Source organism: Mycobacterium sp. SMC-13, from assembly GCF_045311035.1.
GTDB lineage: Bacteria > Actinomycetota > Actinomycetes > Mycobacteriales > Mycobacteriaceae > Mycobacterium.
The window spans coordinates 207,372-226,976 of the sequence record NZ_JBJIAI010000007.1 but is presented as its reverse complement, the minus strand read 5'-3'; the positions used below and the strand labels follow the sequence as shown (position 1 = coordinate 226,976).

Genomic DNA, 19,605 nt, shown 5'->3' with positions numbered 1-19,605 from the left:
AACCGAACCGCGCGGTGCGTGATCGACGGTTCCACGAACCACCGATCGCGTAACGTCCGCGAAACATACGGTTGATTGGCGTGCAACATCGTGTCCCTAGGTTCAACCGCGGGTAACACCAGTAAAGGAGATCACTTACGTGGCAGAAAAGACGTCTGACGACATTTTCAAGCTGATCAAGGACGAGAACGTCGAGTACGTCGACATCCGTTTCTGCGATCTGCCTGGTGTTGTCCAGCACTTCTCGATCCCGGCTTCGGCGTTCGACGAGAGCGTTTTCGAAGACGGCCTCGCGTTCGACGGTTCGTCCGTGCGCGGCTTCCAGTCGATCCACGAGTCCGACATGATGCTGCTGCCGGACGCCAACACCGCGCGCATCGACCCGTTCCGCGCCGCCAAGACGCTGAACCTGAACTTCTTCGTGCACGACCCGTTCACGCGTGAGGCGTACTCCCGCGACCCGCGTAACGTCGCACGCAAGGCCGAGAACTACCTGAAGAGCACCGGCATCGCCGACACCGCCTACTTCGGTGCCGAGGCCGAGTTCTACATCTTCGACTCCGTCGCCTTCGACTCGAAGATCAACGGCACGTTCTACGAAGTCGACTCCGAGTCGGGCTGGTGGAACAGCGGCGAGCCCTACGAGGCCGACGGCTCCCCCAACCGCGGCTACAAGGTCCGCCCCAAGGGTGGCTACTTCCCCGTCGCGCCGTACGACCACTACGTCGACCTGCGCGACGAGATGTCGACCAACCTCATCAACGCCGGGTTCACCCTGGAGCGCGGCCACCACGAGGTCGGCACCGCCGGCCAGGCCGAGATCAACTACAAGTTCGACACGCTGCTCGCCGCGGCCGATGACGTGCTGCTGTTCAAGTACATCATCAAGAACACCGCGTGGGCGAACGGCAAGACCGTCACCTTCATGCCGAAGCCGCTGTTCGGCGACAACGGCTCGGGCATGCACGCCCACCAGTCGCTGTGGAAGGACGGCAAGCCGCTGTTCCACGACGAGTCCGGCTACGCGGGCCTGTCCGACATGGCACGCCACTACATCGGCGGCATCCTGCACCACGCCCCGTCGCTGCTGGCGTTCACCAACCCGACGGTGAACTCCTACAAGCGTCTGGTGCCGGGCTACGAGGCCCCGATCAACCTGGTGTACAGCCAGCGCAACCGCTCGGCGTGTGTGCGTATCCCGATCACCGGCAACAACCCGAAGGCCAAGCGCCTCGAGTTCCGTTGCCCGGACAGCTCGGGCAACCCGTACCTGGCCTTCTCGGCGATGCTCATGGCCGGTATCGACGGCATCAAGAAGAAGATCGAGCCGCTGGCCCCGGTCGACAAGGACCTCTACGAGCTGCCGCCGGACGAGGCCGCCAACATCCCGCAGGCCCCGACCTCGCTAGCCAGCGTCATCGACAAGCTCGAGGAAGACCACGACTACCTCACCGAGGGTGGCGTGTTCACCGAGGACCTGATCGAGACCTGGATCTCGTACAAGCGCGAGAACGAGATCCTGCCGGTGCAGATTCGCCCTCACCCGTACGAGTTCTCGCTCTACTACGACTGCTGAGTCGGCTAACCCTCTGACCTGCTCTCCAGCGGGTTAGAGGGTCATACCGTCCGCAGTCCGTCCGCAGTACCTCCAGATGAGTCCATCCGCTCAGCGATCACCACACCGATTGCTGACCGGGTGGACTCATCTGCATCTGGCCACAAGTGCCCGTAGGTGTCGAGAGTTGTGCGTGCCGATGCATGCCGGAGTCGCGCCTGCACCGTCTTGATGTCGGCGCCTGAGGCGATCAGCAGGGACGCCAGGTAGTGCCGTAAGTCGTGGAATGAGAACTTCTCCGGCAGCGCCAACGACTCCCGCTCGGCGAGTACGGCTTTCGCATCCCTGACTGCTCGGTCGATGACCCACGGACCAGCCTTGCCTCCTAAGCCGTCGGTGACGAGATGCTCCCCCGGCCACCGCTTCACCGACGCCGACAGCATCAGCGTGAACTCGCTGGGTACGGGGATGGGCGCCGAGCTGCCCTCCGTTTTGAGCGGTTCGGCCGGCCACTGTTGGGCCGGTGTCACCACTCCCCTGATGAAGTCAACGTCACCTTTGCGCAGTGCACAGGCTTCAGCGACACGGAGGCCGGCGAATGCGCCGAGTAGAACCGCCACCCTCAGATGCTCAGGCATAGCGTCGTACAGCGCCCACACCTGCGTCGTGGTGGCCACGTAGGGCTTCTGTTTGCCCATCGGCGGAGATGTCCTGCGAGAGCACGGGTTACGGCCAAGTAGCCCGTCCTGAACCGCATCACCGAGAATCTGAGAGAGCCGAGAATGCAGGGCGTGCACGTAGCTCGCCTCATGAGCCTTACTCAGCCGCGCTACCCACGCTTTGACCTGCGACGGCCGGACCTCAGATAGCCGCTGTCCGCCGAATTCAGCCTCAATCTTCTGGATATGCGTCTTGGCCTGTCGAACCGTCGAATCTCGGTTGACCTTATAGCCCTCAAGCCACGTTGCGCACCACTGAGACACGGTCATCTGCGCATCGCGCGGTGCTACGTGCGTCCCTGACACCAGAGTTGCGGTCTGCCCGTCGAGCCATGTTTGCGCATCGGTCTTGCGGGCGAAGCCTTTCGCATGCTCCCTGCCCGCGGCATCGACATACCTTGCCCGCCAACGCTTTCCCTTGCCGTGAGCGGCCGACGGAACCGTCTCGGTGGCGGTAGTGCCGTCGGCCGCCTTACTGCGGACAGTCTTGGTCCAGCGGTCCTCAACACCTGACCGGCGGTTACGTGTCTGGGGCATCGTCGTCTCCTTCCGAAGCAAACGACGGATTCAGGCGAGCAAGCACACGGTCGATGGAGTCCTCTGGAATCTGCGCTATTTCCCGCACGATCTCTCTCAGCTTTGAAGTGAACATCCGCATATCCTCGAAATAGTCGATCGCGTCTGAGCACTTATCTACGACCATCGCAAGATCGACCGATGACCCACTCTGGTCAATCGCCTCTTGGACATCACTTCTTATAACTGCATTCTGCAATGCATTTAGGTCAGAAAGAGCCGTATTAGCCCATCGTTCAAGCTCTTTAACATCTGCCTTCAATGCATAGTAGGCGCCGAAAAAGTCAGCAATCGGGTCGTCGTCATTAAATGTCAGAATCGCCTCAAGGCCAATTCCGAGCGCGTGGCCTATTGCTAGCGCTTCCCTGAGTCGCGGCTCTCTACTTCCGTTCTCGATCCGGGTAATTGCAGACGTATCCAGCTTTACCCCTAACTCAGCTAGTGATTCAGAGAGTTCGCGCTGAGTGAATCCCGCACCCTCGCGTTGCGCGCGCACACGCTTACCAAACCGGCTGGCTGGTAGTGCCCAATACGGGCCATCGGAGTCGTTGATCACACCATTCTGCTGCATGCATGCAGCGTACAGCGTTGGTTGCAGCAGCGGTGGTTTGCGACTACTGTGCTGATGCAGTGGTGCTGCACAGATGCAGAACCTCTTGACGGAGGAAGGACTAGCAATGCCCGTAGATGACCTGCTCACCACGAAACAAGCGTGTGAGCAGTATCCGTTTAACCCCGGGACTCTGAGGTTTTGGCGCTCGACCAACCAAGGTCCAGCATCGTTCTCCCTCGGACCCCGCGGCCGAATTGTCTACCGCCGCAGCGAGATCGAGCGCTGGTTGGCCGAGCAGGAACAGGCGACCCGGCGCGGCGGCGACTCACCGGAAGTCGCCTGATGACCCACTCAACGAAATGCGCCCCGGCCGGTGCTGGAACACCTTCCGGGGCGAACGAACCCACCCAACAGTCAATTGAGGAGAAATCCGTGATGTCCACGATAGACGCTACTTCCGACAAGGTCACCTGCACCGGGGACGTGTGGTGTGGCTGCACCTGCCACTCCTGCACCGTCACATTCGAGCACTGCGACACCGAGCCGCTGACCGTCCCAACCCTGTTGGTCGAAGCTGACCAGCAGCTCGACGACGGTCTCGCCGAGATCATCACCGCACGCATGGGCCACGCCTCCACAGCGTTCCCGATCGGTGGCTGGAGCGTCTACGTCACCGAGGTCGACGGCAACCGCATCACCGTCACAGCGACCCGCCGCGACCCGCAGACCCGCGAGGTCACCAATCGGGAATTCACTGCGACGATCACGGAGGTGAAGTGATGGGCGACCCGTTCACTAAGGCCCGCACCGACCGCAGTCGCTCCGCGTACCTCGGCGACGTTGGTGGCGGCCTCGAATGCTACGCGGTGACAACCGAAATCGGTGCCGACGGCACCAGCTTCGGATTCTGGATCGAAGATCGCTCCACCCCCGATTTTCGCTGCACCGCCGGCTGGAATGTCATCCCCGAGCACGAGCGCGTGGGCCCGCTGCCAGACAGGTGGAAGTACCGCATCGATCTGGCCCAAACCAGACTCAGGATCAAGGCTTTGCGAGCGATCACGCCCCGGTGCGGACGGCCGACGGCACACGGCACCAAATGCCTTAATCGGGTTCGGGAGGACGGCCAGCCGTGCCACCGTCACGCGGAGGCAGCCAGGTGAAAGACGCGACGGGGGGCCGGCCCTTCGGGGCCGGTTTCCCGGCGTCCCAACAAATCTCATGGTGGGACGTCCACCAGTTCGTGCAGGCGCTCGACCTGCCACCGCTGCCGTTCCCCGGCACACCCGCATGGCAGCACGTCAGCGACGCAGTGAAGGCAATGGCGTGCATCGCCGCTGCCGAGCACTACGCCCTGCTGCTCGACACCCGGCAAGAACGCCTTGCCGAGGCATCCAAAGCCATTGCTGCTGGGGAGAACTGGGCCGCTGTCGCCCGCACCATCACCCGCCGGAAGTCCGGCCTGTACGTCCCGAGAAGGAAGTCAGCATGACCGACGCGATCGATTGGTACAGCTCGAGCCGTCAGGCCATCATCGAATGGGCATCCGATATCCAGCCTGAGCGGCAAGTGTGGCTGTGGAAGGACCGCGTCCCAGTCGGTACCGCCTCCGCATGGGCGGGCCGAGGCGGTACCGGCAAGACCACCTATGCCATCCACGTCGCCGCCCAGCTGTCCAACGGCACCCTCGAAGGCGAGTACTACGGCACACCGCGCCGGGTGCTCATCTGGTCTGGTGAGGACGCGTGGGGGGCAGTCTTGGTGCCCCGGCTCATCGCCGCCGGCGCCGACCTGACGATGATCGGCCGACTGTCCATCGAGACGACGGTCGACGAAGAGACCGGCGAAGTCACCCCACGCATTCCGATGGACGTGGGCGCGATCAGGGCGGCGATCGAGTCCAGCGGCGCCGCTCTGGTCATCCTCGACCCGATCTCGTCGACCATGTCCGGGGACCTACATCGGGAGTCGGACGTCCGCGCCGCGCTCGACCCGCTGGCCCGCCTCGCCGAGTCCACGAAGACGGTCGTGATGTTCGTGCGTCACTTCGGCAAGGGTGGCGGAAACGCCTCGGACAAGATGTCTGGCTCACACGCCTTCCGTGACGCGGTGCGGTCGGTGTTCCTGTTCGCTGAAGACGGCGACCGCGTCGTCGTGACGCAGAACAAGGGCAACTACGCACCGGGTAACGAGTCGTTCGCCTTCCGCCTTGAAAGCGTCTCGATCCCCACCGTCGACGGTGTCGCCGAGGTCGCTCGCGTCGTCGAACTCGGCGTGTCGGAATCGTCGGTCGACGACATCATCAACCGGCCCTCCGAACGGCCCGGCGACGATGACCCCAAGGACGCCGACGCGTGGCTTACACGCCTGCTAGCAAATACCTCGATGATGTCCAACGAGGTCTACGCATCGGCAGACGCGGCAGGACTTTCCAAGGACAAGGCAAAGCGCGCGAAGAAGAACATCGGCGCCCAAGCGGTCCGAGGCCGGGGCGACGGCCCATGGTGGTGGACGCTACCAACCAAGGGAGCAGACGACCAAGGGAGCAACCCAAACTCACGTGACGTTGCTCCCTTGCTCCCTTGCACGTCAGAAGGGGTGCAATACGGCCCGAAACCACCAAGGGAGCAGAGCACAGATGAGTGCTCCCTTGCTCCGCAGAGCACCCCATCACCCGCATCCATGCCAGTCAGGCAGTTCTCCAAGCCGGTCCGCAACCGGCGACGAACCATCGGCGGCAAACCTGCCTCCAGCTACCCAACGTGCACCGTGTGCGCCGAACCGGTCACATGTGGTCAAGGCAGCACGCACCTGTCCTGCAGCAAACAGCACGAGGCCGCCTCATGAAGCGCCGCGTCATTTTCCCGGACCCCAACATCTGGACCCACAAGGAGACCCACATGATCGGCAACGACACCATCACCTTGGTCAAGCGCACACGTGTCGGCACCAACCCCACGTTCAACGAGCCCATCTACGAAGACACTGAGATCACGGTGACCGGATGCTCATTCCAAGCCGGCCAACCCATTGAGCAGCGAGACCTCGGCACCGTAGTTGTCAGCGCCACGGCCAAGGTGTTCATGCCCGTCACGCCCGACACCATCAGCCTGTCCCTCATCGACACCATCAAGTACGACGGACGGACATGGCGAGTCCGCGGCCCCGTCATCACACCCACCGACCTCGACGGCAACCCCGACCACGTGTGGTGCATCGCGCAATGGATGGTCAGCTGATGACCCTCACCGCCTGCCTCGAATGCGGCGAGCCATGCACCGGACCACGCTGCACCGAGCACACCACCGACCTCAAGGCACCCGCGACTGACCGTGGCTACGACCACGCTTGGACGAAGTTGTCGAAGCGAGCCCGACGGCTGCAGCCCTTCTGCCTCACCTGCGGAAGCACCGAGGACCTACAGACCGACCACACCCCAGAAGCGTGGGCACGCAAGGCCGCTGGCTTGCCCATCCGCCTACAGGACGTCCAAGTCCTCTGCGGACCATGCAACCGAGACGCTGGCGCCGCACGCGGACCACAGGCCACCAGGGGACCCACCCCCACGGCCGGCCGCTGCCGACCCCTGCCCAGGCAAAGTTTCAGTCACACACCCCCAGGGGGTATGCAGTGCTAGTAAATCGACTTTGCGACGTCGTAGGCGCTGCCCTGATCCCCGGGCGCTTTGGACGAGGAGACGTACTCCCAGGCGTGCGGGGCGTAGTAGACGGAACTGCGGATTCCGTCGCCGTAGTGGATCGCAAGTGCGCCGCTGGGCAGGATGTCGAACCAGTCGCCCTCGTGGGTCAAGCTCTCGGACGAGTCGTCACCGGTCAGTCTCAATTCAATAGCCACCCTGTGAGCTTGCCATGAAGGCTGGACCAAAAGGTCAGGTGAGGGCCGAGCCGTTGGACTTCTCTCACTTGCCCGAGGATCGTGCCGGTCGGCGGCTGGCGTTCATCGCCGAGTACTTGGTCGTGCCGAAGGGTGTCGGTGCGGGTAAGCCGGTGCGGCTGCGGCAGTTTCAGACGGACATCATCACGGGCGCGTTCGGTCCGGGTATCCGTACTGGCCTGGTATCGGTGGCCCGTGCTAACGGGAAGACGGGCCTGGCAGCCATGCTCGCGGTCGCTGAGTTGTTCGTGGGGCCACCGTCAGCCGAGGTGCTGGTGGTCGCCAGCGATCAGCGTCAGGCCAACATCACGTTGCGCATGGCGAAGCGGATGATCGAGCTGAATCCGGAGTTGGCCGAGCGCGCGCAGATATTCGCGGACCGGATCGTGGTGCCGCACAACGACGGTCTGTTGTTGCCGCTGCCGGCTGAGCCGGGTGCCCTCCACGGGCATGACCCGTCGCTGCTGATTGTCGACGAGCTCCATGTCGTCACGGAAGGGGTGTGGGAGGCCGTCACGTCGGTGTCGGGCAAGCGCCCCGAGTCCCTGACGCTGGCGATCAGCACCCCGTCGACATCCCCTGACTGCATCATGTGGAAGTTGGTCGAGCACGGCCGTGCTGGTGATGATCCGGCGTTCTACCTCAAGGAGTTCGCCGCTCCCGACGGGTGCCCGACCGACGACCGAGGCGCGTGGCTGACGGCCAATCCGGCGATGGCGTGCGAGGAACCGTTCCTCGCCGAAGACGGGCTCGAGGCCGCCCGCCGGACGCTGCGGGAGCCGGTGTTCCGTCAGTTGCGGCTGGGCCAGTGGGTCACCGGTGCTGAGGCGTGGCTGCCGTGGGGAGCGTGGGAGGACTGCAAGCTGGATCGGGCTCCGCGTCCACGTGAGCGTGTGGTCCTGGCGTTCGACGGGTCGGCATCGGGCGACTCGACAGCGCTGGTCGGCTGCACCCTCGACGGCCATCTGTGGGTTGAAGGGTTGTGGGAGAACCCTGGTGACCCGCGTTGGCGTGTGCCGCGCGAGGACGTCGACCGCGCCGTCGATGTGGCGTTCACGAAGTACGACGTCGCCGAGTTGGCGTGCGATCCGTGGGGGTGGCGCTCGGAGATCGAAGCGTGGTCCAAGCGGCACGGCGAGAAGCGGGTGCTGGAGTGGAACACCGCGCACGCCGCTCGGATGGCGCCGGCCACCGACCGGCTGTATCAGGCCGTGGTGACCAATGTGGTTACCCACGACGGGGATCCGAGAATGGCCGCGCACATTGCGCACTGTGTGGCGAAGTCAACGCCGCAGGGTGACCTCGTCAGTAAGGACAAGCGGGGGTCGCCTCGCAAGATCGACGCGGCCGTTGCCGCGATCGTCGCCTATGACCGGGCGGCATTCCACCAGATACGAAATCGTAAGAGAGCAAGGAGTTTTGCGTCATGACATTGTTGGTTGATCTTCTGCAGAGGCTCAATGAGCCGTTGGCCCAGTACGCCGATCTGGACCGCTATTACGAAGGCCGGCAACCGTTGGCGTTCCTGTCGCCGGAAGCCCGGACTGCACTGGGCAGCCGGTTCGGCATCATGGCCTCGAACATTCCGAGGCTGGCGGTCACGGCGCTGGCCGAGCGGCTGCGAATCACTGGATTCACGGGAGACGCGACGGTGTGGGCGGACTGGTTGCGCAACGACCTCGACCAGCAGGCCGGCGTGGCGCACCGTGAAGCACTGCTACTCGGAGACTCGTACGTGATCGTCTGGGCCGATGGCCAAGGCCGCCCGCAGGTGACCGTCGAGTCCGCGAAACAGGTTGCGACCCTGAATGATCCGGGTACCCGGCAGCCGTACGCCGGGGTGAAGCGGTGGGAGGACAAGGCGCGCAAGACAACCGAGCTGATGATGTATCTGCCTGATGTCATCGTGCACAAGCGGGCCGACCAGCTCGGCGCCGTCGCTAGCGGATTCAAGACCGTCGAGGAGTTCCCCAACCCGCTCGGCGTCGTCCCGGTAGTGAACCTGCGCAACACCGACCGCATCGTGAACTTCAACTACTCGTCACTGTTCGACTATGGCCTCAGTGAGATCGAGGACCTAAAGCCACTTGTGGACGCCCTCAATAAGTCGTTGGCGGACATGATGGTAACCAGCGAGTACGTCGGCCGGCCGCGACGTTGGGCCACCGGTATCGAGCTGACAGAAGTGCCCGAGCTGGACGACGAGGGCAACCCGGTCCTCGACGACGACAACCAGCCGGTCATGACCGAGGTCAACCCAATCCCGGAAGGGCACCGGGCCATGATCTCGGAGAACAACGAGGCCAAGTTCGGCCAACTCGCCGCAGCAGACCTCGCCGGCTACGAGGCATCGGTGCGGGTAATCCTGGGCCAGATCATGGCTGTGTCAACACTTCCCGCGCACTACGTCGGTGTGTTCACCGACAACCCGGCTTCGGCGGATGCGCTGCGAGCCTCTGAGTCGTCGCTGACAGCCAGGGCCGAGGCACGGCAACAGACGTTTGGCCGGTCATGGGAGCAGGTCGCCCGACTGATGATCGCGGTCCGTGACGGCGCCGACCCCAACCAGGTCGATGGCGTGCGGGTGCAATGGGCCGACGCGGCAACACGTTCGGTCGCACAGGAAGCCGACGCGGTCGTCAAACTCTTCCAAGCGGGTCTGTTGCCGCAGTCGTACGCACTGGGCAAGCTTGGCTATTCCGACGACGAGATCGCGAAGGTCACCGCGGCAACGCCCGTCATGGACACGGTGCTCTGATGAGAGTTGCAGCGCGAAACTTTGATCCGTCCGTGGTTGTGGCACCCGGTAGTGAGCGGCCGATCCGGCTGCGCACCGGCGCGCTGACGTACATGTTCACCGAGCACGAAGCAGTAGACCTGGCCACCAAATTGGCTGACGCAGTACAAGAAAGCAGAAAGACAGGAGCGCAACATGAGTGAAACCACCGACACCACAACCGAACCCGGCGAGGATGCCGGCGAGAATATTCCCGGCGCCGAGGAAGTTTCGGAGCTGGCCCCCGAGGGGTCCGATTTGGAATCGGACCCTGCCGAGGATGCCGAGACCTTCCCGCGCGAGTACGTCGAGAAACTGCGCCAGGAAAACGGCAAGTACCGGCAACGCGCGAGTGAGGCAGACTCCCTCGCAAACCGGCTGCACACCGAACTTGTCCGAGCCACAGGGAGATTGGCCGATCCCACCGACCTGCCATTCGATGCCGACCATATCGCCGACGCCGACAACATGTCCGCCGCGATCGACTCCCTACTCGAAGCGAAACCGCACCTGGCGTCCCGCCGGCCCACCGGTGACATCGGTCAGGGCAACCGAGGTCAGGGTGGCGGTTCGTTCTCTCTGCTGCAGATGCTTAAGGATCGGACCTGAAATGGGCCTAGGGCACGCTAACGTCGAGCTTGCCGCGATCCTGCGGCAACAGGCTCAGGGAGGGTATCGCCGTGTTGCAGCTTCACTTTAATGGGATCGTCTACGACCTGGACGACGACCAGTCAGTTGCTGACGTCTTCAACTTCATGAATAACTACACCCGCGACCAGGGTGGTACTACGTGGCTCAGACTCGCCGATGGAAGCACCGTCCATCTGCAGGTCGATGGTCAGCCGACGTTCGCCGTTGTGGCTCCGGCCGGCTATAAGCCGGAGGGACTGAAGGTGTCCAGCAGCGTTGGGCCGAATGACGACTACGAGCCCGAGGACCCACAACACACTGAGCTAATGGACCGGCTCCGCGACATCCACTCGACGTTGGAGGGCATCGAGGCTCAGTTGATGTCGAAGTAGTACCCCTCGGGGGTATAGTGATGGGGTCGGTTCCTGGCGGACCGACCCCATCGATGTCCTGGCGACACGGGTTTCCAACAGCTGAAATCCACTCTCACCTAAGGGCATTCACATGGCCATCGAAGTCACAAGCGGTAATTCAACTCTGATCCAGTCGCAGGTATCCAGCCTGCTTGTCCAGCCCCTCGAACAGGCTTCCACGTTCCTCGCGGCCGGACCCGTCATCCTCGACAGCTCGAGCCCCGTCCGTGTGCCGCGCATCGTCAACGGTGTCACCGCCGGGTTCGTCGCGGAAGGCGCCCAGATCACCGATGGCGACGTTGCGTTCGATGAAGTGACGCTGCTGCCCTCGACCATGAAGGGCCTCAAGGTTCTGGTGAAGCTCTCCAATGAGCTGATCCGTACCAGCGTCGTCGGCCTCGAAGCAGTCTTGCGCACCCGGCTCGTCACCGACGTGGCCAATGCCCTCGACGCGGCCCTGTGGGATGGCGCCGGCACCTCGAACACCATCAAGGGCATCTTCCGACAGACCGGCATCGCCACCGGTGTGCTCAACCTGTCCGACCCCGACAGCCTCATCGACGGCCTGGCCACCGCGCAGGGCAACAAGGTCAGCCCGACCCATTGGGTGATGACCAGCTCGTCCTGGGCGACATTGCGCAAGAACAAGATCGCGGCCACCGGCAGCAAGCAGTACCTGTTCGACCCCAATGGCGGCATCGCCGGCGGGACCGAGCTGCGACTGTTCGGCCTGCCGGTCATCGTCACCGACAACATCCCGGCCGTGTCCACGAAGAACCGCGTCGGCCTGGTCGACTTCTCCAAGGTGGTCGTCGCCCGCGACGTGGATGCCGAGGTGAAGATCCTCGATCAGACCTGGGGCGACTACGACAGCATCGGCATCCGCGTCGTCTCTCGCTGGGATACGGCACTGCTGCAGGCCAAGGCAGTCACGCTGCTGACCGAGGCCTAACCCAGTGCCTGTTGATCCGACGACGGTCACCTCCCTGCAATCCGGGGAGGTGGCCACCGTCGTCCCAATCGTCACCGTGATGGCAAAGGCGTACACCCGTGGACGCGGATTCACCGGCGCCGAACCCAACGAAGAGATCGCCGCAGTCATCAGCACCGCGTCGGCGCGGCTGGCTGCCAACGGCAAGGGCCTGATGTCCAAGAAGGTCGACGACGTCGAATATCAGTACAGCTTGGCGTCCACTTTCGGCTGGACCCTGGCCGAGCAGGCCGTGCTCAACCGGTACCGGGTGCGCGCGCAGTAGACCAGGTGGCCCCGGCGTCAAACCCGCGTTCTTTACTCCTTTCTGTGCGGGCAAGGCCAGCCAAGACGGCTTCTCCAATCGCCAGAGCTGGACCTGCGCCGGGGCCTACCGTCCGCAGTTCGTCCGCAGTAGTTTCGGCGCGAGCATTCTCTCGCCAACACCGCCAACGCCCTGACCTCTACGTATCCAACGGCGCCAACACAGCAAGATTCGCCAAACTCCCATGATCCAATACTCGCTCTACTACGACTGCTGAGTCGCGAGCACACGAACTGCCCCTCTCCTCCGGGAGAGGGGCAGTTCTGTATCGGGGTGACGACGTCGGCCGCGCCGCTTGCCCACCACCAACAAGTACGGTAGCCTAACCATCGCGAGCGTCGCTGCTCGCGGTGCTGACAACCTCACAGGTCAACGGAGAGATTCGTTGGCCTTTTCGTTTCTCTCCAGCCCTATTCACAAGCGAGAGAACGAGGTTCACCCATGTTCACGGTTTTCATGTTGGTCAAGACGAATCCCGAGTGGCTCGGATTCCCGGTCGCCAAACGGTTCGACGAACTCACTCTGCATCTGCAGCCGATCCTCGACCGCCACAAGGCGGTCAACTTCACGTGGTACGACACGGAGTTCTACACCGCCCGGGTCACCGATGTCTGGATGCTGACGGCCGCCGACCCGCACGAGTATGAGCTGGCGGTCGAAGAGCTGCGCGAAACACCGCTGTGGGACCGGTATTTCGCCATCGTCGAGATCCTGCCCGGAGTCGCGAACGCCTACGCCGACAACTACGGCCGGGCCGCTATCGGATGACCGGTAACCGGGTTGCCTCTCCCTCCGGGGAGGGGCAACCCGGTGGCTCAGCACCCGTCGCCGCGGCGCTGTGAGGCAAATCGCGAGAATTTGCTCCCATTCCGCAATCTCGCAGCACCTGGCGCGTCACAGGAACCTCATATGATGTCGCCATGGCTCAGACTGACATCGAATCCCGGCTCGACGCTGTAGCTCCCATCGTGCTCTCCGTGTTCCGGATGGTCATCGGCTTCCTGTTCACGCTCCACGGCGCCACCACGCTCTTCAAGTGGCCCGTCGACACCAATCCCGGCATGGCCGCACCGGATTTCGGCAGTTTCCCCGGCTGGTACGCCGGCGCCATAGAGCTGATCGTCGGCATCCTGATCTTCACCGGTCTGGCCACCCGCATCGCCGCCTTCATCGGTTCCGGCGAAATGGCTTTCGCCTACTTCATGGCGCACCAGCCGAAGGGCCTGCTGCCCATCGCCAATGGCGGCGAGCCGGCGGTGCTCTACTGCTTCGCGCTGTTCCTGCTGGTGTTCACCGGCGGTGGCGCCATCGCACTGGACGCGCTGCGCAAACGCTAGTTACAGGCCCCGGTCCACGCGAAACCGCTTGAGTCCGTCGATCTTCTCGGCCAGCGTGGCCGTCGGGCCGCTGTAGAACATCCACGGCATCGTGATGTTGCCGGTGATGCCGGCCCGCGCGGCGCGCTCGAAATGCTCCGGCAGATAGGCGTCGGCAAGCGGTGTCAGGATCTCGTAACCCTCGAGCGGTAAACCGTTTTCGACCCGCAGTTCGCGCACCCGCGTCGCCGCGGCGATGGCCTGGTCGGTGGTGATCAAGTCGCCGATCCAGCCGTCGTGGCGCGCGGCGCGGCGCAGTGCGATCTCACTGAGCCCGCCGACGTAGACGGGCACCGGCGGCGGCGTCGGCTCCATCTCGAGCCGCGGCACCTGGTAGAACTCCCCGTCGAACGATGTCCAACCGGGCTGCCACAGCTGCCGGATCAGCTCCAGCATCTCGTCGGTACGCTTACCGCGGCGCTCGAAAGTCTGCCCCATCAAGGCGAATTCGTCGGCACACCAGCCCACGCCGACGCCGAACTCCACGCGGCCGCCGGACAGGCAGGCCGCGGTCCCGACCGACTTCGCGACCGAGAACGGGTCGCGCATCCCCGGGATGTACACCGTCGTCACGAATTTCACGCGGCTGGTCACCTGCGACAGGGCACCGACGAGCACCCACGGGTCCGGCCAGTGCGTGAACGGCTGCCAGCGCCGCTGCCCGTCGGGCGTGTACGGGTAGGGCGTGCTCAGCGTCTCCAGGTTCACCACGTGGTCCGGGATGGCGATGCCGTCGTAGCCGAGTTCGTCTGCGGCCCGGGCGATCTCGGTCACCTCGCTGATGTCGAGGAATGCCAGGGAGACGTAGAACCTCACTCGCGCGCCCAGGAGGGCCTGATGAAGATGCCGTCGGCCTCGACGCTCACACCATCGACGTCGGACAGCGTGCCGCGGGCGAACGTCTTGACGCCGTCGACACGGTCGATCCAGGCCTCGGCCCGCACCGGCCCCTGCTTGGTCCCGCGCACGTACCGCAACGTGATGGTTCCCGTGAAATGGGGCTTGGTCAGCCCGTCACTGGCCGCCTCCCCGAGAATGTGGTCGAGCACCAGGGCGCAGATGCCGCCGTGCACCAGGCCGGGCGGCCCTTCGTAGGGCAGGCCCAGTTCGAACTCGGCCCAGCACCGACCGTCGCCTTCCCCGCCCTCGTGGTGGATCTCCATCGGCGGGGCAATCGCATTGCGCACGCCCACAGCCGGATTCGTGTAGGCCAGCGGCCGTCCGGTGTCGACGTTCCGTAGCGTGGAGGTGCTGTTGTGTTGCACCGCCACGAGCCGGTCGGTGACCGATTCGATCGCGGCCTGCGCCTCGGCGATGGTGGCCTCGTCGACACCGGTCCGGATGCCGGCGTCGATCAGCCGGCGCACCGCATCGGTGAACGGCCGGTACACCGCCAGCTGACGCTCGTATTCCGCATCGCTGATCACGTCGAACGGAAAATCACTCACGCTGCCTACTCCCCAAACACCTTGCGCACCACGGTTTTGGCACGACGGGTCACGCGCAGATAGTTGTCCAGGAAGGCGCCGCCGTCGCCGCTCGGCCACCCGGCCGCCACCGCGACCGCGTTGAGCTGACGGCCCGGCCCGGGCAGTTGGTCGGTGGGCTTGCCGCGCACCAGGACCAGGGCGTTGCGCGCGCGGGTCGCGGTCAGCCAGGCCTGCCGCAGGATGTCGGCCTCGTCGCCCTCGATCAGCTGGGCCGCCTCGATGGCGTCCAGCGCCTGCAGCGTCGAGGTGTTGTGCAACGTGGGAACCTGGTGCGCATAACGCAATTGGAGCAACTGGACGGTCCATTCCACGTCGGCCAGGCCACCGCGGCCCAGCTTGGTGTGGGTGTTGGGGTCGGCACCGCGGGGCAGCCGCTCGGCGTCGACGCGGGCCTTGATGCGCCGGATTTCGCGCACCGCGTCCGCCGAGACGCCACCGGGCGGGTACCGGGTCTTGTCGGCCATCAGCAGGAATCGTTCACCCAGTTCGAGGTCCCCCGCCACCCGGTGGGCCCGCAGGAGGGCCTGAATCTCCCACGGCTGCGCCCACTGTGCGTAGTACGACTCGTAGGACGCCAACGTCCGCACCAGTGAGCCGTTGCGGCCTTCCGGCCGCAGCCCGGCGTCGACCTCCAGCGGCGGGTCGCTGCTGGGCTGTCCCAACAACGTCCGCACCTGTTCGGCGACCCCGATCGCCCAGCGCACGGCCGCGGACTCGTCCGCGCCGGCCGCGCCTGCGACGGGTTCGCACACGAACATCACGTCGGCGTCCGACCCGTAGCCCAGTTCGCCGCCGCCGAGCCGGCCCATGCCGATGACGGCGATGCGCGCCGGCGGCCCGTCGGGTCCCGAGCGCGCCCGGATCACCGCATCGAGCGCGGCCTCCAGCACCGCGACCCACACCGAGGTCAGCGCCTTGCAGACGTCGACGACCGGCAGCAGCCCCAGTAGGTCGGCCGACGCCACGCGCGCCAGTTCGCGACGGCGCAGGGTGCGTGCCGCGGCGATGGCGCGGACCGGGTCGGCGTGCCGGCCGGCCGAGGCGACCAGCGCGCGGAACACCGCATCCGGTTCCACTTCAAGCAGTTTCGGCCCCTGCGGACCGTCGGCGTACTGCTGCAGGACTTCCGGCGCCCGCATCAGCAGCTCCGGCACATAGGCCGACGTGCCCAGCACCCGCATCAGCCTTTTGGCGACGGCACCCTCGTCACGCAGGGTGGACAGGAACCAGCGCTGGTCCCCCAGTTCTTCACTGATCCGCCGGTACGCCAGCAGGCCCGCGTCCGGATCCGGGGTGTCCGACAGCCAGTCCAGCAGCGTCGGCAGCAGCACCTGCTGCACCGTGCCGCGGCGACCGCTGGCGCTCGTCAGCGCGGCGAGGTGCGTCAGGGCGCTCTGCGGGCCTTCGTAACCCAGTGCGGCCAACTGTCTTTCGGCCGCGGCGGTGGTCAGGCTCGGGCCGAACTGGTTTCCCACTTCGAGCAGCGGCTGATAGAAGAGCTTGGCGTGCAGGCGGGACACCCGCATGTTCTGCCGCTTCAGGTCCTCGCGCAGGACGCCGAGCGCGTCGTGCTGACCGTCGGGCCGGATGTGCGCCGCGCGCGCCAGCCAGCGCCACGCCTCGTCGTCGCCGTCCTCGGGCAGCAGGTGGGTGCGCTTGAGTCGCTGTAGTTGCAGCCGGTGCTCAAGCAGCCGCAGAAACTCATAGGACGCAGTGAGATTCGCGGTGTCGTCGCGGCCGATGTAACCGCCGGAGCCGAGCGCCGCCAACGCGTCGACCGTCGAGGCGACGTGCAGCGAATCGTCATTGCGGCCGTGCACGAGCTGCAGCAGCTGCACCGCGAACTCGACGTCCCGCAGGCCACCCTTGCCCAGTTTCAGCTCGCGGGTGCGCACCCCGGCGGGCAAGAGATCCTCGACGCGGCGCCGCATGGCCTGCACGTCGGGCACGAAATCCTCACGGTCACAAGCGGTCCAGACCATCGGCATCAGCGCGTCGATGTACTGCTCACCCAGCTCGGCGTCACCGACGGCCGCGCGGGCCTTCAAAAGCGCCTGGAATTCCCAGGTTTTGGCCCAGCGCTGGTAATACGCGACGTGCGACTCCAGGGTGCGGACCAGCTGGCCGGCCTTGCCCTCGGGCCGCAGCGCCGCGTCGACCTCGAAGAAGGTCTCGCCGGCGAACCGCATCATCTCGCCGGCCACCCGGGTGGTCACCGAGTCCGCCGTCTCCGCCACGAAGATGACGTCGACGTCGCTGACGTAATTCAGTTCGCGCGCACCGCATTTGCCCATTGCGATGACCGCGAGCCGGGGACCGGACTCGTCGCCGCACACCGTGCGGGTCGCGACGACCAGTGCCGCCGCGAGCGCCGCGTCGGCCAGGTCGGACAGGTGCTCCCCCACGGTGACATACGGCAGCACCGGCTCGTTCTCGACCGTCGGCGCGACGTCCAGCGCCGCCAGCACCAGGATGCGGTCCCGGTAGTAGGTCTGCAGCACCGCGGAAGCCGTTGGGGTACCGGCGACTTCGGCTGCCAACCGTTCGAAGTCCTCGAGCAGCTCGGCGCGCGACGGCAGCGTGATGTCGCCGTGCAGCAGTCGCCACGAAGCGGGGTGTGCCACCAGGTGATCACCCAGGGCCAGCGACGATCCCAGCACGGCGAACAGCCGCCCCCGCAGGGCCGTGTCGGTCACCAGCAGCGAGCTGAGCTCGGCCCAGTCGCCCTCGAGGGCGTCGGCGATGCGCACCATGGCGCGCAGGGCGCTGTCGGCGTCAGGGGCGCGCGACAGCGACCACAACAATGGGACGTGCGCGTCGGTGTTCCAGCCGAGCCGGTCGAGGTCCGCCCGCGCCGTGGGCGCCACCAACCCGAGGCGCCCGACGCTGGGCTGTGTGGGGCGCTGCGTCGCGGGGTTGGGCACCACCCGACGTTAGCGCACCATCACGGCGTCACAGCGACAGGTATTCCTTGAGTTCGAACGGTGTCACGTGGCTGCGGTAGGTCTCCCACTCACTGCGCTTGTTCCGCAGGAAGTAGTCGAAGACGTGCTCCCCCAAGGCCTCGGCGACGAGTTCGGACTTCTCCATCTCGGCCAGCGCCACACCGAGGCTGCTCGGCAGCTCCTTGTAGCCCATCGCGCGACGCTCCTCGGGCGTCAGGTTCCAGACGTTGTCCTCGGCCTGCGGCCCCAGCTCGTAGCCCTTCTCGATGCCGCGCAGGCCGGCGGCCAGCAGCACCGCGAACGCCAGGTACGGGTTGCATGCCGAGTCGGGGCTGCGCACCTCGATACGGCGCGACGAGGCCTTGCGCGGCGTGTACATCGGGACCCGCACCAGGGCGGAGCGGTTGGCCGCACCCCACGACGCGGCGGTCGGGGCCTCGCCGCCGTGCACCAGACGCTTGTAGGAGTTCACCCACTGGTTGGTGACGGCGCTGATCTCGCTGGCGTGCGTCAGGATGCCGGCGATGAAGGACTTCGCGACGTCCGACAGCTGCAGCGGGTCGTCGGCGCTGTGGAAGGCGTTGGTCTCGCCCTCGAACAGGCTCATGTGGGTGTGCATCGCCGAGCCCGGGTACTGGCTGAACGGCTTGGGCATGAACGTGGCCCGCACGCCCTCGTTGATCGCGACTTCCTTGACCAGGTACCGGAAGGTCATGACGTTGTCGGCCATCGACAGGGCGTCGGCGTACCGCAGGTCGATCTCCTGCTGGCCGGGTGCGCCCTCGTGGTGGCTGAACTCCACCGAGATGCCCATGGACTCGAGCGCCTCGATGGCGTGGCGGCGGAAGTTCGGGGCCGAGTCGTGGATGGCCTGGTCGAAGTAGCCGTTGTTGTCGGCCGGGACCGGCACCGAGCCGTCGTTCGGGCCGGGTTCCAGCAGGAAGAACTCGATCTCCGGGTGCACGTAGCAGGAGAAGCCCAGATCGCTGGCCTTGGCCAGTTGCCGGCGCAGCACGTGCCGCGAGTCGGCCCACGACGGCGAGCCGTCGGGCATGGTGATGTCGCAGAACATGCGGGCCGAGTAGTGCTTGCCGGTGCTCTTGGTGGTCCACGGCAGCACCTGGAACGTGGACGGATCCGGGCGGGCCACCATGTCGGCCTCGGAGACGCGGGCGAAGCCCTCGATGGCGGATCCGTCGAAGCCGATGCCCTCTTCGAAGGCGCCTTCCAGCTCGGCCGGCGCGATCGCCACGGACTTGAGGTATCCGAGCACGTCGGTGAACCACAACCGGACAAAGCGAATGTCGCGTTCTTCCAGCGTGCGCAGCACGAATTCCTTCTGGCGATCCATGTCCGCAGCGTAGGCAGCAGCTGTTAAATCCG

At 65.2% G+C, this 19,605-nt stretch carries 22 protein-coding genes; 15 read left to right on the top strand and 7 right to left on the bottom strand.

Annotated elements, in window-relative coordinates; translation table 11 throughout:
- Positions 1-139: 139 nt before the first annotated feature.
- Positions 140-1,576, top strand: coding sequence for a type I glutamate--ammonia ligase (glnA, locus tag ACJH6I_RS13105; protein ID WP_073698180.1), 1,437 nt, complete (start codon positions 140-142; stop codon positions 1,574-1,576).
- Between the two features lie 41 nt (positions 1,577-1,617).
- Here the strand turns inward: glnA (ACJH6I_RS13105) and ACJH6I_RS13100 are convergent, their stop codons facing one another.
- Both ACJH6I_RS13100 and ACJH6I_RS13095 read right to left on the bottom strand, forming a co-directional pair.
- Positions 1,618-2,811, bottom strand: coding sequence for a tyrosine-type recombinase/integrase (locus ACJH6I_RS13100; RefSeq protein WP_406784168.1), 1,194 nt, complete (start codon positions 2,809-2,811; stop codon positions 1,618-1,620).
- Positions 2,795-3,421 carry a helix-turn-helix domain-containing protein gene (locus ACJH6I_RS13095; protein WP_406784167.1) on the bottom strand — a complete coding sequence of 209 codons (627 nt, stop codon included), beginning with the start codon at positions 3,419-3,421 and terminating at the stop codon, positions 2,795-2,797. The genes ACJH6I_RS13100 and ACJH6I_RS13095 overlap by 17 nt, the downstream gene beginning before the upstream one ends.
- A 73-nt stretch (positions 3,422-3,494) precedes the next feature.
- Here ACJH6I_RS13095 and ACJH6I_RS13090 point away from each other — a divergent pair, with 73 nt between their 5' ends.
- The 6 genes from ACJH6I_RS13090 (at position 3,495) to ACJH6I_RS13065 (ending at position 6,642) form a co-directional block, all read left to right on the top strand.
- Positions 3,495-3,746: a helix-turn-helix transcriptional regulator gene (locus ACJH6I_RS13090; RefSeq protein WP_406784166.1), complete on the top strand. Its 252-nt coding sequence runs from the start codon at positions 3,495-3,497 to the stop codon at positions 3,744-3,746.
- Between the two features lie 92 nt (positions 3,747-3,838).
- Positions 3,839-4,183 (top strand): hypothetical protein, encoded by a 345-nt coding sequence (locus ACJH6I_RS13085; protein WP_406784165.1) that lies wholly within the window; start codon positions 3,839-3,841, stop codon positions 4,181-4,183.
- A complete protein-coding gene (locus tag ACJH6I_RS13080) occupies positions 4,183-4,566 on the top strand; it encodes a hypothetical protein (protein WP_406784164.1) in 384 nt (127 codons plus the stop codon). Before ACJH6I_RS13085 ends, ACJH6I_RS13080 begins: the two co-directional genes overlap by 1 nt.
- Positions 4,563-4,895, top strand: a complete 333-nt coding sequence (locus ACJH6I_RS13075) for a DUF2742 domain-containing protein (RefSeq protein WP_406784163.1) — start codon at positions 4,563-4,565, stop codon at positions 4,893-4,895. Before ACJH6I_RS13080 ends, ACJH6I_RS13075 begins: the two co-directional genes overlap by 4 nt.
- Positions 4,892-6,250: an AAA family ATPase gene (locus ACJH6I_RS13070; protein ID WP_406784162.1), complete on the top strand. Its 1,359-nt coding sequence runs from the start codon at positions 4,892-4,894 to the stop codon at positions 6,248-6,250. Before ACJH6I_RS13075 ends, ACJH6I_RS13070 begins: the two co-directional genes overlap by 4 nt.
- The gene (locus tag ACJH6I_RS13065; RefSeq protein ID WP_406784161.1) at positions 6,247-6,642 is read left to right on the top strand and encodes a hypothetical protein; all 396 of its coding nucleotides are present in this window, start codon (positions 6,247-6,249) and stop codon (positions 6,640-6,642) included. Before ACJH6I_RS13070 ends, ACJH6I_RS13065 begins: the two co-directional genes overlap by 4 nt.
- Positions 6,643-7,036: 394 nt before the next feature.
- On the opposite strand, the gene ACJH6I_RS13060 is transcribed toward ACJH6I_RS13065, so the two are convergent.
- Positions 7,037-7,258, bottom strand: coding sequence for a hypothetical protein (locus ACJH6I_RS13060; protein WP_406784160.1), 222 nt, complete (start codon positions 7,256-7,258; stop codon positions 7,037-7,039).
- Between the two features lie 14 nt (positions 7,259-7,272).
- Between ACJH6I_RS13060 and ACJH6I_RS13055 the strand changes: the two genes are divergently transcribed.
- The 8 genes from ACJH6I_RS13055 to ACJH6I_RS13020 all read left to right on the top strand — a co-directional run bounded on the left by ACJH6I_RS13055 (position 7,273) and on the right by ACJH6I_RS13020 (position 13,748).
- Positions 7,273-8,727, top strand: a complete 1,455-nt coding sequence (locus tag ACJH6I_RS13055; RefSeq protein WP_406784159.1) for a terminase large subunit domain-containing protein — start codon at positions 7,273-7,275, stop codon at positions 8,725-8,727.
- Positions 8,724-10,055, top strand: coding sequence for a phage portal protein (locus tag ACJH6I_RS13050; protein ID WP_406784158.1), 1,332 nt, complete (start codon positions 8,724-8,726; stop codon positions 10,053-10,055). The genes ACJH6I_RS13055 and ACJH6I_RS13050 overlap by 4 nt, the downstream gene beginning before the upstream one ends.
- A 174-nt stretch (positions 10,056-10,229) precedes the next feature.
- Entirely contained in the window at positions 10,230-10,682 is a 453-nt protein-coding gene (locus ACJH6I_RS13045) for a hypothetical protein (RefSeq protein ID WP_406784157.1), read from the top strand.
- Between the two features lie 71 nt (positions 10,683-10,753).
- On the top strand, positions 10,754-11,095 hold the full coding sequence (locus ACJH6I_RS13040) for a hypothetical protein (RefSeq protein ID WP_406784156.1): 342 nt from the start codon (positions 10,754-10,756) through the stop codon (positions 11,093-11,095).
- A 112-nt stretch (positions 11,096-11,207) separates the two neighbouring features.
- The gene (locus ACJH6I_RS13035; protein WP_345975579.1) at positions 11,208-12,068 is read left to right on the top strand and encodes a phage major capsid protein; all 861 of its coding nucleotides are present in this window, start codon (positions 11,208-11,210) and stop codon (positions 12,066-12,068) included.
- A 4-nt stretch (positions 12,069-12,072) separates the two neighbouring features.
- Positions 12,073-12,372 (top strand): hypothetical protein, encoded by a 300-nt coding sequence (locus tag ACJH6I_RS13030; protein WP_406784155.1) that lies wholly within the window; start codon positions 12,073-12,075, stop codon positions 12,370-12,372.
- A gap of 480 nt (positions 12,373-12,852) precedes the next feature.
- A complete protein-coding gene (locus tag ACJH6I_RS13025; RefSeq protein ID WP_406784154.1) occupies positions 12,853-13,179 on the top strand; it encodes a darcynin family protein in 327 nt (108 codons plus the stop codon).
- Positions 13,180-13,331: 152 nt separating this feature from the next.
- Positions 13,332-13,748 (top strand): DoxX family protein, encoded by a 417-nt coding sequence (locus ACJH6I_RS13020; protein WP_064859256.1) that lies wholly within the window; start codon positions 13,332-13,334, stop codon positions 13,746-13,748.
- On the opposite strand, the gene ACJH6I_RS13015 is transcribed toward ACJH6I_RS13020, so the two are convergent.
- Genes ACJH6I_RS13015 through glnA (ACJH6I_RS13000) form a run of 4 tightly spaced genes read right to left on the bottom strand, consistent with a single transcriptional unit; the run spans position 13,749 to position 19,573 of the window.
- Complete coding sequence (locus ACJH6I_RS13015) at positions 13,749-14,603, bottom strand: TIGR03619 family F420-dependent LLM class oxidoreductase (protein ID WP_406784153.1); 855 nt, start codon at positions 14,601-14,603, stop codon at positions 13,749-13,751.
- Complete coding sequence (locus ACJH6I_RS13010; RefSeq protein ID WP_406784152.1) at positions 14,600-15,235, bottom strand: PaaI family thioesterase; 636 nt, start codon at positions 15,233-15,235, stop codon at positions 14,600-14,602. Before ACJH6I_RS13010 ends, ACJH6I_RS13015 begins: the two co-directional genes overlap by 4 nt.
- Before the next feature lie 5 nt (positions 15,236-15,240).
- Positions 15,241-18,201, bottom strand: coding sequence for a bifunctional [glutamine synthetase] adenylyltransferase/[glutamine synthetase]-adenylyl-L-tyrosine phosphorylase (locus ACJH6I_RS13005; protein ID WP_406784151.1), 2,961 nt, complete (start codon positions 18,199-18,201; stop codon positions 15,241-15,243).
- A 28-nt stretch (positions 18,202-18,229) separates the two neighbouring features.
- On the bottom strand, positions 18,230-19,573 hold the full coding sequence (gene glnA, locus ACJH6I_RS13000; protein ID WP_406775014.1) for a type I glutamate--ammonia ligase: 1,344 nt from the start codon (positions 19,571-19,573) through the stop codon (positions 18,230-18,232).
- Positions 19,574-19,605: the final 32 nt, after the last annotated feature.

Coding starts and splice junctions, on each gene's coding strand:
- ACJH6I_RS13100 (WP_406784168.1), bottom strand. CDS start 2,811: ATGCCCCAGACACGTAACCGCCGGTCAGGTGTTGAGGACCGCTGGACC.
- ACJH6I_RS13095 (WP_406784167.1), bottom strand. CDS start 3,421: ATGCAGCAGAATGGTGTGATCAACGACTCCGATGGCCCGTATTGGGCA.
- ACJH6I_RS13090 (WP_406784166.1), top strand. CDS start 3,495: ATGCAGAACCTCTTGACGGAGGAAGGACTAGCAATGCCCGTAGATGAC.
- ACJH6I_RS13085 (WP_406784165.1), top strand. CDS start 3,839: ATGTCCACGATAGACGCTACTTCCGACAAGGTCACCTGCACCGGGGAC.
- ACJH6I_RS13080 (WP_406784164.1), top strand. CDS start 4,183: ATGGGCGACCCGTTCACTAAGGCCCGCACCGACCGCAGTCGCTCCGCG.
- ACJH6I_RS13070 (WP_406784162.1), top strand. CDS start 4,892: ATGACCGACGCGATCGATTGGTACAGCTCGAGCCGTCAGGCCATCATC.
- ACJH6I_RS13065 (WP_406784161.1), top strand. CDS start 6,247: ATGAAGCGCCGCGTCATTTTCCCGGACCCCAACATCTGGACCCACAAG.
- ACJH6I_RS13055 (WP_406784159.1), top strand. CDS start 7,273: ATGAAGGCTGGACCAAAAGGTCAGGTGAGGGCCGAGCCGTTGGACTTC.
- ACJH6I_RS13050 (WP_406784158.1), top strand. CDS start 8,724: ATGACATTGTTGGTTGATCTTCTGCAGAGGCTCAATGAGCCGTTGGCC.
- ACJH6I_RS13045 (WP_406784157.1), top strand. CDS start 10,230: ATGAGTGAAACCACCGACACCACAACCGAACCCGGCGAGGATGCCGGC.
- ACJH6I_RS13035 (WP_345975579.1), top strand. CDS start 11,208: ATGGCCATCGAAGTCACAAGCGGTAATTCAACTCTGATCCAGTCGCAG.
- ACJH6I_RS13025 (WP_406784154.1), top strand. CDS start 12,853: ATGTTCACGGTTTTCATGTTGGTCAAGACGAATCCCGAGTGGCTCGGA.
- ACJH6I_RS13020 (WP_064859256.1), top strand. CDS start 13,332: ATGGCTCAGACTGACATCGAATCCCGGCTCGACGCTGTAGCTCCCATC.
- glnA (WP_406775014.1), bottom strand. CDS start 19,573: ATGGATCGCCAGAAGGAATTCGTGCTGCGCACGCTGGAAGAACGCGAC.